The organism is Spirosoma aerophilum (assembly GCF_054782495.1).
Map to the genome: position 1 here is coordinate 1 of NZ_BAAGSJ010000049.1, position 12076 is coordinate 12076.

Here is a 12076-nt window from a genome sequence, read left to right on the forward strand (position 1 = left end):
GCTTCGCCCAAGTTGGTAAGTCGGTAAGTGGCTGGCGCAAAAGCAACACTTTTGCGCCAGCCACTTACCGACTTACCAACTTGGGCGAAGCCGCTTATTAACTTACTACTCCTCCCCTTTGCATTTGTCATTTTTTTTCTTACCTTTGCGCCCTCATTTCAAACAAATTACAAGAAAATGTTTCCTAATAACTACGAGACGGTGTTCATTTTAACTCCCGTTTTATCTGATGCTCAGATGAAGGACGCCGTTGACAAGTTTCGTAAAGTGCTGACCGATAACGGTGCGGAACTTGTTCATGAAGACCACATGGGTTTGCGTAAGCTGGCCTATCCGATTCAGCATAAGAACACGGGTTACTACCAACTCTTCGAGTTTAAGGCCCCCGGCACGATCATCGAGAAACTCAACACTGAGTATCTCCGTGACGAGCGTATCATCCGCCATTTGACGGTTTCGCTCGACAAGCACGCTGTTGCCTACAACGATCGTAAGCGCAATGGCTTAGTGGGTAAGAAAAAACAAACCGAAAACGCCGGGGAGGCCAAGTAATCATGAGTCTGCAAAACGAATCAGTTTCGAAAACCGAAGTCCGTAAAAAATACGACCGCTTCAAGAAAGCCGGTATCAAATATATCGACTACAAGGACGGCAACTTCCTGCTGAAATTGCTGAACGAGCAAGGTAAAATCCTTCCCCGTCGGCTAACCGGCACAAGCCTGAAAAACCAGCGCAAAGTGGCCCAGGCCGTCAAACGCGCTCGTCATTTGGCCATCCTGCCCTACGTAGGCGATTCTCTAAAATAAGTTAATCAGTCAGCAAGTCAGTAAGTCAGTAAGTGACGCTCATGTGAGAAATTACTTACCGACTTATCGACTTATCGACTTACCGACTCTCTCACAAAAATGGATATCATTTTAAAAACCGATATTGCCGGCCTGGGCTATAAGAACGACACCGTTACGGTGAAGCCCGGTTACGGTCGCAATTACCTGATTCCTCAGGGATTTGCTATGATGGCAACCGACTCTAACAAGAAGATCGTTGCTGAAAACATTCGTCAGGCAGCTCACAAAGCCGAAAAAATCAAAACCGAAGCACAAACCATTGCCGACGGTATTGGCGATATGACGCTGACCATTCCTGCCAAAGCAGGCGACAGCGGCAAAATCTTCGGCCGGGTTACCAACACGCAGGTGGCTGAAGCCCTCCGCGAAAAAGGCTTTGATATCGACCGGAAGAAAATTACGGTTGAAGATGTTAAAGTACTGGGTACCTATGAAGCATCAATTGACCTGCACAAAGATGTAAAGCATAAAGTGAAATTTGAAGTAGTTTCGGCTGAATAAGCAAGGCTATCTTTTCGAAAACCGACCTGTCTCGCGGCAGGTCGTTTTTTTTTATATATGAGTTAAATAACGGGAATATGCCTGATCAGCAAATTGAGTCAAAACAGGTTATCGGCTTCTTCGTTCCAGTACTGACTTTATTCGATAAATAAGCCAATAGGCAGGCGCATGAAACATTAATTTCCGCTTCATAATCAAGCTGTTAGACGCTATAAACTTTTCCATGAATCGGACCTAATCAGTTCGATTTTTTGTTGATAAAGTATGCAGTTTCATACCGAATTCTCGCCTGAATTATTACCCGTACGTATTGGTCTGAACAGCCGGATCGTGACTATTGGGTCTTGTTTTGCCGATGTTATGGGACGTCGGTTAACTGATACTAAACTTCGTGTGCTGACCAATCCGTTTGGCACGCTCTTCAATCCCGTTTCCATTGCTAAACTGGTGACGATGGCACTACGGGGAACCACACCCGATGAAAGTGGCTACGTTGAGCGTGACGGTACCTGGTTTCATTATGACTTTCACTCCTCGCTTTGGGCAAAGAGCCAGGACGAATTGCGTAATCAGTTAACCATACGACTGGCGCAGACCGGCGATGCCATCCGGAAGGCTGACTTCCTGTTTCTGACACTTGGCTCGGCCATCGTGCATCGGCATGTTGAAACCGGAATCGTTGTTGCCAATTGCCACAAAATGCCCGGATCGTTGTTTGAGAAATATCTCTACCAGATCGACCATCTGCGCGATGAGATGACCCAACTGCTGAAAACACTGCACAAAGCCAACCCTCAACTAAAGGTGTTGCTAACTGTCAGTCCGGTTCGGCACACGCGCGATACCTTACCGCTGAACGGAGCCAGTAAGGCTTTGTTACGGGTCATTACCCATGAGTTGACGGTATGGAACAATTGGGTGTATTATTTCCCTGCTTACGAGCTACAGATGGATGACCTGCGGGATTACCGCTTTTACGAAGCAGATATGATTCACCCCAACGCGCAGGCCCACGATTATATATTCAACAAGTTTGCGGATAGTGCGTTTGATAGCGAACTTCGTACTTTCGCTGACGAGTGGGGGAAGATCAGGAAATCGCTGGCTCACCGACCACTTTATGGCAGCGGAAGCCAGGCACATTGCCAGTTTCTAACAAAACTGGTGGCACAATTAGAAACTATATCAACCTACACCGATGTCTCAGCGGAACTGGCAGAGGTGCGAAGTCGTTTAAAATTGGAAGAAAAGGAGCAGAAAGAGACGGGGGAAAAAGAATTAGTCTGATCCCCCTCATCCCTCTCCTTCCTCCTCCCATTTCTCCCTGAATTTATGTCTGATTACCGATTATCAAATGAATCCGTTCTGCGGGCATTGAGCACCGTGGAAGAACCCGATTTGAAACGCGACATCGTTTCTCTGAATATGGTGAAAGATGTCGTGCTGGGCATTGGCTCCGTTCGGTTTACGGTGGTGCTAACCACGCCTGCCTGCCCCCTGAAAGAAGTGATTCGCAAACGCTGCGAAGATGCTATTCATACACACATTGGCACCGATATTCAGATCACGATTGATATGACGTCGGATGTAACCTCCACGCGGGCCAATGCGCCAACGTTGCCGGGTGTAAAAAATATTATTGCTGTATCGTCAGGAAAAGGGGGAGTTGGGAAATCGACAGTAACCGCCAACCTGGCCATTGCCCTGCATAAATCCGGTGCCAAAGTTGGCATCATCGACGCCGATATTTACGGCCCATCCATGCCAACCATGTTTGGTGCCGAGAACATCCAGCCCCGTATTTTTCAGGTAGATGGGCAAAATCGAATAGAGCCCATTCAGCAGTTTGGCATTAAAATGCTGTCGATGGGTTTATTGGTAGCTCCCGGTCAGGCAATTATCTGGCGGGGTACCATGGCCGGTCGTGCACTGCAGCAGTTCTTCTCGGATGCCGACTGGGGTGAGCTGGATTACCTGCTCATTGATCTGCCACCGGGCACCGGCGACATTCACCTGACGCTGGTCCAAACGGTTCCTGTGACGGGGGCTATCATCGTGACAACGCCACAGAAAGTAGCGCTGGCTGATGCCACAAAAGGACTGGCAATGTTTCGTCAGCCTCAGATCAACGTGCCGGTGCTGGGCGTTATTGAGAATATGTCGTATTTCACCCCGGCCGAGTTACCCAATCATAAATATTACATATTTGGTAAGGGTGGCGGTCAGTTGTTGGCGGATCAATTCGATGTACCTATGCTGGGTCAGATTCCCCTCGTGCAGAGCATTCGTGAAGCTGGCGACGAAGGTCGACCAGCGATCAGTGCAGGCGAGCCTGTTGCTACCGAAGCCTTCCGGGCCGCTGCCGAGGCTCTTGCTCAACAGGTTGCCATTCGCAACGCAACCATCGACCGTACCGAGCGCGTACAGGTTGCATAAACGACGTAGAAAGTATAAATTTACCGTAAATCAACGATTCAATGGAGACGGTAGTTAACAACGACCAACTGATTAGCAAAGTAGAACGGGCTCTTGATACCATGCGGCCTTATCTGGCCGCCGATGGGGGTAACGTGAAAATCCTGGAAGTAACTGAAGATAAAATCGTCCGGCTCGAACTAATGGGTTCATGTGGCTCATGCCCCATGTCGGCCATGACGTTTAAAGGTGGCCTGGAAGAAGCGATCCTGAAAGCCGTTCCCGAAATCACGAAAGTGGAAGCGGTGAATCTTACACCGGCCTTTTAATTGTTAAAAGTACGCTACCAGATGTCATTTCAATAAGCTCAAAAGTCATGGGAGGTACCCCCGTTTTTAAAGGAACTCGGTTGCCTGTTCAGTCTTTATTCGGCCATTTGGCATTAGGCATTTCAGTTGACGACTTTTTAGATGATTTTCCAACAGTATCGAAAGATCAGGTTGTCGCTACTTTAAAAATAGCCGAACGTCTCATGACAGCTACAAACCTCAATAGCATATATGAGGCTGCAGCTTGATGAAAACATACCCAAAAAGCTTAAACGAGATTTAGTTGGTCACGATGTTTTTACGGTGAGAGAATTAAGCCGAAATGGTAATGAAGACCAAGATGACTTACATTTCTTGGTGGATTTCAACTTTGACGCCCTGATTGCCTGTGACAAAAATCTCCGATTCCAGCAAAACTTATTAAAATAGCTTACCCCTATTATTGTGCTGGATATTTACACGAATGCATATCCTATTTTAAAAGCTATAATCCCTGGTTTATCAAATAGGCTTAAGTATCCACTGGAGGCAGGAGAAACAATTGTCAAACCTTAAGCAACAGGTCACCAGTTTCTCCAACATTAGAACGCCTTATCGGGCGTTTTTTTGTTTCTTTGCAGTTCGTATTATCCCTCAATTCAGTGAAAATAGGCATTTTCTTCGGTGGACCGGCGCGGGAGCGGGAGGTTTCGTTTGCGGGTGGCCGTACCGCCCTGGCTAATTTAGACAAAGGCTTGTTCGAGCCGGTTCTAGTTTTTGTGGACGGCCGTGGCCGCTTTCGGCTCGTTGAACCCGGCTTTCTTCAGTCGCCTTCCCTGCGCGATGCTTTACCGCAAGACGAATCCGGCTTTTCTGTTTATGATGAGTCGCTGCCCGCCAATGTCCTCGACGCGAGCTTGCCCGAACTGCGACCCGAACAGTTTCGCGATCACTTCGATCTGGCATTCCTGGCCATGCACGGCCCCGACTGTGAAGATGGCGCGATACAGGGTCTGCTCGAATGGTATAAAATGCCCTATACCGGACCGGGACTAGTTGGTTCAGCCGTAGGAATCAATAAAATTCTACAAAACGAATTGATTGCGCTGGCAAACGGGCAGCAAAAGAAAACCGCTACTATCAGCCGTGATGCCTACGAGAGAGCGGACAAAGCTCAGTTTTTCCAATCGCTGGTCGAGCACCTGGGCTTGCCTATTGTGGTCAAGGCTCCTCATCAGGGCTCGTCTATTGGAGTAGCTATCGTTCGGGAGGCCGACCTGAATCTATTCTGCCGCTCGGTGGAGCAATGCTTTTTTACGATGAGCATTCAGCCGGATGGCTGGAGCAAATTGAGTGAATGGAGTGGTTTGTCAGCAACAGAGAAAAACGAACTGGCCCAAAATATGGTCAGCCTGGATTCTGGCATCAGTTTTCCGGTCGTTATTGAGCAAACGGGTGAAGTGATTAAACATCCCGCTGACTTCGTAGCCAGGCTTGATTCGCTCAGTGCACAGGGCGATCAACCCATTTCACTGGCATCCTTAAACGCTGAAGACGAGGTGCTGTTCGAAGAATTCATTACCGGGCAGGAGTTTTCATGTGGCGTCATACAGGACGATGATCAGACAGCTATTGCTTTACCCCCAACGGAGGTTTATAATGTAACTAGCTTCGATTTTGCTTCAAAGTATAAGTTAAATACAACCAAAAAGCGGATTCCGGTCGAGACAAGTCTGGAGAACAATCGGAAGATTCAGTTGGCAGTTGCTCAGGCTTTCTCTCGGTTGGGCATCAATGTGTATTCCCGGATTGATGGATTTCTGACCCCGGCCGGCGACGTGCTGCTGCATGACCCGAACACCATTCCGGGTATGTCGCCTTCGTCGTTGATCTTTAAGCAGATGGCCGAAATCGGGTTGAATCTGGCAAACTCACTTACGTACCTCATTCGGCAATCGTTACGCGAACGTATCCGCACGGGAAAAGACACATTTCATCTTAAACGACTACTGGCTGATCTGGATGCCAAACTAGCCGCACGTAAAGCGAATCCATTGCCCGAGCGAGTTATTTCGTTCGGTAGCAGCGACGAAGAGTTTACTGCCGCTAAACAGCAGTATAACGATCTGGCGGCTTCGGGCACCGTATTACCATCGTTGATGTATATTAAAAGTAAACTGGAATCCCATGAGATTCCGGTCAATCTGTTGTTCAAGGACACCATTGCCGAGTTAGAGACAGCCTTGAGTCAACCACGCCATCCATTGCTGGTCGAAACTACTGAGCAAGCCAGACATATTACGGAACGGTATGTGTAAGTAGTAAGTATTAAGTTTTCAAGCAGTAAGTCTATAAACATGCGTGCCACGGTTTAAACCGTGGCACGCATGTTTATCAGGCTATTAAAAAATTTACAACATAACCGGCTGCCCTGTGCGTACTGACTCATCACAAGCGAAAGCAATCTGCAGACTGCTAACGGCATCCTGCATGTGATCCGTCAAGTCACGATCTTCCAGAATTGACGCCAGGAAATACCGCTGCTCGCGATTGCAAAGTTCCTGGTGGTCGGGTTCGTCCTGCATATCGATCCAGGTGTCCTCTTCCACAAACTGGTCATTGGCATCGAGCCCGGCCTTATGCACGCGTAAGGATTCTGTTTTGGTGTGCGAATCAACATTATCTGATTTTCCGGCGGCTCCGGCATTTTTAGCAACGATAGACACGCACCCGTCCGGACCAATCACATCTTTGACAAAGAAAGCTGTTTCGCTCATCATCGGTCCCCAGCCGGCTTCGTACCAGCCCACCGAACCGTCTTCAAAACGAATCTGCAACTGTCCGTAATTGTAGTTCCCCACAGGAATATCGTTGGTCAGCCGAGCACCAATGGCATTCACCTGCACGGGCTTGGAGCGGGTCATCTGACACATCACATCAATGTAGTGAACCCCGCAATCGACAATAGGGCTTAAACTTTTCATCAGATTCCGGTGAACCGTCCACATCGTTCCGTGGCTCTGCTGATTTAGGTTCATCCGCATTACCAGCGGTTTCCCCAGTCCCTGCGCTATTTCAACGAATTTTGCCCAGGAAGGGTGAACGCGTAAAATATAGCCGATCACTAATTTCTTCCCTGCTTTCTGAGCAGCCTCCATGACACGTTTCGCACCCTCAACTGAATCGGCAATGGGTTTTTCCATGAACACATGGCAACCCTGTTCAAACGCCATGACAGCAAAAGCCTCGTGCGTATCCGGGTATGTCGAAATACAAACGGCATCGGGTTTGGTTTCGGCCAGAGCGGTTGCATAATCATCATACAGCGCATAGCCGCCACCCAGGCGTTCATTGAGAACAACTTTACTATTTCCGGTAGAAACGATACCGCAGATGTCGAAGCCGCCAATTGTTTTGTACGCAATAGCATGGGACGCACCCATATTTCCGCATCCCACCACCAGGATCCGTATGGGTTGAGTAGGTAAAGACATATGTTTAGACAGATAAAATAGTACCCGGGCGAAGTGATTGGTTTTATCCGGGTAGCAAACTTAACACAAATTAATTAACCGTTATTTAAAACTCAATTACGGTTAGTCGCTCAACAGAGCTACTTTATTTCACCACATCTATAAATCACAAATGAGTCTGCGATACGATTCATTATAACAGTATTTCTGAGCCAGGCACGTAGAAATTGGGTACCCATCTATGAGAAGTAGTGCTTAGATGTATGAATAACAAAGAGGATTCAATCCTTATTTTACTGAGCGAGAAAGACAATTGACAGGCCTCAGGCAGCTCTATTCTTCATACGAAATGGCTACAATTTCCATTACATTTTCACCTATTGGCGTGCGTAATGCAATCTGATCACCTACTCGTTTTCCCAGCATCAAACGTGCAATAGGAGCCGTAAAGGCAATGAGACCATGAGAGGCATCCGCTTCATCCACGCCTACAATTGTCAGCTGGCGATCAGTATTGGGAAGCCTGACATTACGGCTTTGTAAATGTACCCTGGCTCCAAAGCGAACCTCATCAGTTGGTTGCTCATGGATATTGACAAGCTTTACGGTAGCAATCCGCTGATTAATGGCCCCTATTCGGCCATTAAGTAAGGCCAGTTGGCGGGTACGCTCCGTTTCATCAGACTCGTTAAGCTGCACATGGGCATGCTCCCGCTCTAGTTGGGCTAGCTCATTTCTTAGCAGGTCGAGTCCACGCGACGTTACATAGTTGGTTGTACCCGGCGGCAAAGGTGCCCGGGCGGGTATGACAACCGGGTCATCAGCACTCTCATTTTTAAGGAACGCCCTGCTCATTGCCTACTCATTTGGTATAGTTAGTTAACGTATCTTCCCTCACGTTGTTTACAGCAACCTTAACACAGGCCTACCCTATCAGCGTTTACCGAATCTCACCTTTCCTAAGCTACTGGTTATCAGGCAGAAAAACTGCACAACTTTGTATCTAGTTATCGTTTCTAACCCGTTAACAATACAGTTTATACCGATAATAATACGGCTGATCTCACCTTTATGACAACTCGCCATTATTGTCTTTTACCACCCCGAAGTAACGTCTAATTTTGTCCGCAAGTGAACGAAGGATGTCCACATACGGACAAACTCAATTCGACTGAAACGAGATAAGCCGCTAATAATCAAGGCATTTTTCTAGTTGGCACGTCCTTTGGCTTACTCACCATGAACAGTAAACAACTACAAACTTTAAACACACACTACCATGTTTTCCCTAATTAGTAAAGTGGCTATTTCTATCCTGTTTAGCACGGCCACATTAACCAACCCAACAAACCCTAAAGGCCTGTCATTTGATGCCAGTGCGTTCGTTACTGTTGACAAGCAAATACGGGTGTCCGTTCAAAAAAGCACGGAGGTTCCTGTTGTTGTCTTACTCCGGAACAAAGACAATGAAGTCTTATTCCGACAGAACATTAGCAAAAAAGAGGTGAAGTACGCCGTGAAATTAAATGTTAACGATTTGGCAGATGGACAATATGAATTAGAGGTTGTGTCGAAAGAGGGAAGTATTCGTAAACAGCTAAATCTATCAACCGCTCCTGTTACACAGGAAAACCGCGTTGTAGCAGTCAACTAAATACAGGAAGGCCCGGGTTAGTCGAATGTCTAACCCGGGCCTTCCTGTATTTAGTTGATTCTATAACCCACATGCTGTAGGTTATAGAATATTACGATACGCCTTTGAACTCCTCTTGCTCCACAAACGGCTGACTTCTCAATCGTTTGCCTGTGGCTTTAAAAATAGCATTGGCGATGGCACCACCTGCGGGAGGAAGGGAAGGCTCTCCCAAGCCGGTTGGGTCGATCTCATTCTGAACAAAATGTACATCAATCTCAGGAATTTCATTCAACCGAATTAACCGGTATTCGTTGAAGTTCTTTTGTTCAGGGACGCCGTTTTTAAAGGTAAGATTACCATACATCGCATGACCGATCCCATCTACGATACAACCGCGCACCTGTTGCTGCGAACCGCTTTGGTTGATGACAACCCCACAATCAGCCGCCGAATAAACCTTTTGTAAGACAGGCTTTCCTTTTTGCATCACGACTTCGCCAACCTGAGCCACATAGGAACGGTGGGAGAAATACACACTGAATCCCTGAGCAACAGGTTTACCGTCTGCCCCCTTTTTCTTACCCCAACCCGACTTTTCGACAGCCAGATCGATAACCCCTTTCATCCGGTCGATGTCATATTTAATTGCACCCGTTGGCTTCTTTTTTGCTTTATCCAGCAGGTCAAGTCTGAATTGTACAGGGTCTTTACCAGCAGCCTGCGCTACTTCATCGATAAAGGACTGTTCTGCAAAAGCAAGGAAGTTAGTAATGGGGGCTCGCCACGGACCCGTTGTGATGGGTGATTTATGATCTACGCTATCAATCAACAGGTTTTCAACCGCTCCGGCCGGAAAGTTATCTTCTCTCGTCGAATTACCAGCGTTTATACTGGCTCCACGCAGTTTATAACCAATCATGTTGCCTTGTGCATCCAGCGCGGCTTCGAATCGATACCGGACTGCCGGACGATAGCTGCCTCCCGTCATGTCATCTTCCCGTGACCAGATAACTTTAACGGGTGCATTTACCAGCTTAGAGACCTGAACAGCTTCCACAACATAATCAGCTTTCAGACGACGGCCAAAACCACCACCCATTCGCGTTAATTGTACAGAAACTTTGTCAGGCGTAATACCAAGTAGTTTGGCCGTTTCATTACGAGCTAGTTCGGGCGTTTGCGTGGGACCTATTAATTCAACCCCGTCTGGCCGGACGTGGGCGAAGAAGTTCATAGGCTCCATGGGAGTATGAGAAAGAAACGGACATTGATATTCCGCTTTTACGACCTTCGCAGCACTTTTAAACGCAGCTTCCACATCGCCATCCTTACGGCGAACCGTGGCATTAGAACCGTCTAATAACTCCTTGAATAAGCGGTTATGGTCGGCTGTGCTTTCCAATGCGTCGGCTTTTTCCCATTCTATTTTCAAAGCATCTTTTGCTTTCTTAACCTGCCAGGTCGATTTGCCAACAACTGCTACGCTATTCTCAAACGTAACGACATTAACAATGCCTGACATTGCTTTGGCAGCCTCAGCGTTCAGCGACTTTAGTTTATAACCGAAGGCAGGACGCTGGATCATGGAAAACAACATACCTTCACGGTAAACGTCCAGTCCAAATAAGGGTTTACCCGTTATGATTTTAGGGTTATCAACGTTCCGAACAGTACTGCCAATGAGTTTAAAGTCTTTTATTGCTTTTAGTTTCACATTAGCTGGTACAGGAATCTGAGCCGCTTCGCTGGCCAGGTCGCCATAACTCAGTTTGCGACTGCTGGACGCGTGCATCACAACACCTTTGTCAGTAGTACACTCTGAAGCAGGTACATTCCATCGCTTTGCCGCAGCCTCTACCAGCATGAGTCTGGCCGTAGCGCCTGCTTTACGGAGTCGCTCCCACGAATGCGGAATGGACCCGCTGCCGCCAGCTACCTGGCGCTCAAACTTCTTCGTGTCGAGGGGTGCCTGTTCAACAACTACCTTACTCCAGTCAGCATCCAGTTCCTCAGCAACTATGATCGGAAATGCCGTTTTGATACCCTGACCCACTTCGGGGTTGGGCGAGAGAATAGTAACAATCCCTTGTGGGCTAATCGACAAATAGCTGTTAAAGTCTGCGCCGGCCATGATAGCCCCGCTATCAACAGTCGATCCAATCGCTTCAGCTTCCAGCCAGCTAAAGCCCAGGGCAAGTCCACCACCCGCTACGGTGGCCAGCTTCAAAAAGCCTCTTCTACTTGTATGCTCTATGTTCTTCATAACTATTTCGTTTTAGAAGATTTAGTAGCACCTGAGGTACCCGTTGCCATCGAAGCGACTTTGACTGCCTCGCGAATGCGATGGTATGTTCCACAACGACAGAGATTACCCGTCATCGTTTCATCAATTTCGGCTTGCGAAGGTTTGGGATTTCGTTTGAGGAGAGCAGCCGCCGTCATGATCTGGCCAGCCTGGCAGTATCCACATTGGGGTACATCAATTTGATCCCAGGCTTGTTGAACAGGGTGCGTTCCTGTTGCCGATAAGCCTTCTATAGTTGTTACTTTCGATTTACCAACGGCAGAAACAGGCAGAACACAAGAGCGTGTTGCTTCGCCGTTAAGGTGTACAGTACAAGCGCCACATTGAGCGATACCGCAACCGTACTTGGTACCTACCAATCCGAGATTGTCGCGTAAAACCCATAATAAGGGTGTATCAGGGTCAACATCAGCCTGATAATTACGACCGTTGATTTGAAGTTTGAAGATAGCCATGTCTTGGGCAGGAAATATGAAAAGACTAATGTACAAAAAAGAAATTGTACCATTTCCAGTTTCCATAAAAAGGCTATAAAACGCAAAAAGCCGTCAACTTTTCAGTTAACGGCTTTTGTGCCAGCTTCCGCTGTT

At 47.5% G+C, this 12076-nt stretch carries 14 protein-coding genes; 10 read left to right on the top strand and 4 right to left on the bottom strand.

Annotated features, from left to right (window positions below; all coding sequences use genetic code 11):
• Window positions 1-177 precede the first annotated feature (177 nt).
• From rpsF to ACYVK4_RS32475, 9 genes are all read left to right on the top strand, one after another.
• Window positions 178-552 (top strand): 30S ribosomal protein S6, encoded by a 375-nt coding sequence (gene rpsF / locus ACYVK4_RS32435; protein ID WP_046575574.1) that lies wholly within the window; start codon window positions 178-180, stop codon window positions 550-552.
• Window positions 553-554: 2 nt separating this feature from the next.
• A complete protein-coding gene (rpsR, locus tag ACYVK4_RS32440) occupies window positions 555-806 on the top strand; it encodes a 30S ribosomal protein S18 (RefSeq protein ID WP_461131736.1) in 252 nt (83 codons plus the stop codon).
• Between the two features lie 99 nt (window positions 807-905).
• The gene (gene rplI, locus ACYVK4_RS32445; protein ID WP_461131737.1) at window positions 906-1349 is read left to right on the top strand and encodes a 50S ribosomal protein L9; all 444 of its coding nucleotides are present in this window, start codon (window positions 906-908) and stop codon (window positions 1347-1349) included.
• A gap of 264 nt (window positions 1350-1613) precedes the next feature.
• On the top strand, window positions 1614-2636 hold the full coding sequence (locus tag ACYVK4_RS32450; protein ID WP_461131738.1) for a GSCFA domain-containing protein: 1023 nt from the start codon (window positions 1614-1616) through the stop codon (window positions 2634-2636).
• A 45-nt stretch (window positions 2637-2681) separates the two neighbouring features.
• Window positions 2682-3785 carry an Mrp/NBP35 family ATP-binding protein gene (locus tag ACYVK4_RS32455; protein WP_461131739.1) on the top strand — a complete coding sequence of 368 codons (1104 nt, stop codon included), beginning with the start codon at window positions 2682-2684 and terminating at the stop codon, window positions 3783-3785.
• A gap of 41 nt (window positions 3786-3826) precedes the next feature.
• Complete coding sequence (locus tag ACYVK4_RS32460; RefSeq protein ID WP_461131740.1) at window positions 3827-4093, top strand: NifU family protein; 267 nt, start codon at window positions 3827-3829, stop codon at window positions 4091-4093.
• Window positions 4094-4125: 32 nt separating this feature from the next.
• Entirely contained in the window at window positions 4126-4341 is a 216-nt protein-coding gene (locus ACYVK4_RS32465; protein ID WP_461131747.1) for a DUF433 domain-containing protein, read from the top strand.
• Window positions 4325-4522: a hypothetical protein gene (locus ACYVK4_RS32470; protein WP_461131741.1), complete on the top strand. Its 198-nt coding sequence runs from the start codon at window positions 4325-4327 to the stop codon at window positions 4520-4522. The genes ACYVK4_RS32465 and ACYVK4_RS32470 overlap by 17 nt, the downstream gene beginning before the upstream one ends.
• Window positions 4523-4734: 212 nt before the next feature.
• The gene (locus ACYVK4_RS32475) at window positions 4735-6390 is read left to right on the top strand and encodes a D-alanine--D-alanine ligase family protein (protein WP_461131742.1); all 1656 of its coding nucleotides are present in this window, start codon (window positions 4735-4737) and stop codon (window positions 6388-6390) included.
• Window positions 6391-6483: 93 nt separating this feature from the next.
• Here ACYVK4_RS32475 and ACYVK4_RS32480 read toward each other — a convergent pair whose 3' ends face one another.
• Complete coding sequence (locus tag ACYVK4_RS32480) at window positions 6484-7566, bottom strand: Gfo/Idh/MocA family protein (RefSeq protein ID WP_461131743.1); 1083 nt, start codon at window positions 7564-7566, stop codon at window positions 6484-6486.
• A gap of 312 nt (window positions 7567-7878) precedes the next feature.
• Window positions 7879-8400, bottom strand: a complete 522-nt coding sequence (locus ACYVK4_RS32485) for a GreA/GreB family elongation factor (protein WP_461131744.1) — start codon at window positions 8398-8400, stop codon at window positions 7879-7881.
• A gap of 424 nt (window positions 8401-8824) precedes the next feature.
• Between ACYVK4_RS32485 and ACYVK4_RS32490 the strand changes: the two genes are divergently transcribed.
• Window positions 8825-9199: a hypothetical protein gene (locus ACYVK4_RS32490; RefSeq protein WP_461131745.1), complete on the top strand. Its 375-nt coding sequence runs from the start codon at window positions 8825-8827 to the stop codon at window positions 9197-9199.
• Between the two features lie 91 nt (window positions 9200-9290).
• Here the strand turns inward: ACYVK4_RS32490 and ACYVK4_RS32495 are convergent, their stop codons facing one another.
• Both ACYVK4_RS32495 and ACYVK4_RS32500 read right to left on the bottom strand, forming a co-directional pair.
• Window positions 9291-11444 (bottom strand): xanthine dehydrogenase family protein molybdopterin-binding subunit, encoded by a 2154-nt coding sequence (locus tag ACYVK4_RS32495; protein WP_461131746.1) that lies wholly within the window; start codon window positions 11442-11444, stop codon window positions 9291-9293.
• Window positions 11445-11446: 2 nt separating this feature from the next.
• On the bottom strand, window positions 11447-11941 hold the full coding sequence (locus ACYVK4_RS32500) for a (2Fe-2S)-binding protein (protein ID WP_461131748.1): 495 nt from the start codon (window positions 11939-11941) through the stop codon (window positions 11447-11449).
• Between the last annotated feature and the right edge of the window lie 135 nt (window positions 11942-12076).

Bases quoted from the DNA above. Each gene is read 5' to 3' on its own strand.
- rpsF (WP_046575574.1), top strand. From the start codon at position 178: ATGTTTCCTAATAACTACGAGACGGTGTTCATTTTAACTCCCGTTTTA.
- rpsR (WP_461131736.1), top strand. From the start codon at position 555: ATGAGTCTGCAAAACGAATCAGTTTCGAAAACCGAAGTCCGTAAAAAA.
- rplI (WP_461131737.1), top strand. From the start codon at position 906: ATGGATATCATTTTAAAAACCGATATTGCCGGCCTGGGCTATAAGAAC.
- ACYVK4_RS32450 (WP_461131738.1), top strand. From the start codon at position 1,614: ATGCAGTTTCATACCGAATTCTCGCCTGAATTATTACCCGTACGTATT.
- ACYVK4_RS32455 (WP_461131739.1), top strand. From the start codon at position 2,682: ATGTCTGATTACCGATTATCAAATGAATCCGTTCTGCGGGCATTGAGC.
- ACYVK4_RS32460 (WP_461131740.1), top strand. From the start codon at position 3,827: ATGGAGACGGTAGTTAACAACGACCAACTGATTAGCAAAGTAGAACGG.
- ACYVK4_RS32470 (WP_461131741.1), top strand. From the start codon at position 4,325: ATGAGGCTGCAGCTTGATGAAAACATACCCAAAAAGCTTAAACGAGAT.
- ACYVK4_RS32480 (WP_461131743.1), bottom strand. From the start codon at position 7,566: ATGTCTTTACCTACTCAACCCATACGGATCCTGGTGGTGGGATGCGGA.
- ACYVK4_RS32485 (WP_461131744.1), bottom strand. From the start codon at position 8,400: ATGAGCAGGGCGTTCCTTAAAAATGAGAGTGCTGATGACCCGGTTGTC.
- ACYVK4_RS32490 (WP_461131745.1), top strand. From the start codon at position 8,825: ATGTTTTCCCTAATTAGTAAAGTGGCTATTTCTATCCTGTTTAGCACG.
- ACYVK4_RS32495 (WP_461131746.1), bottom strand. From the start codon at position 11,444: ATGAAGAACATAGAGCATACAAGTAGAAGAGGCTTTTTGAAGCTGGCC.
- ACYVK4_RS32500 (WP_461131748.1), bottom strand. From the start codon at position 11,941: ATGGCTATCTTCAAACTTCAAATCAACGGTCGTAATTATCAGGCTGAT.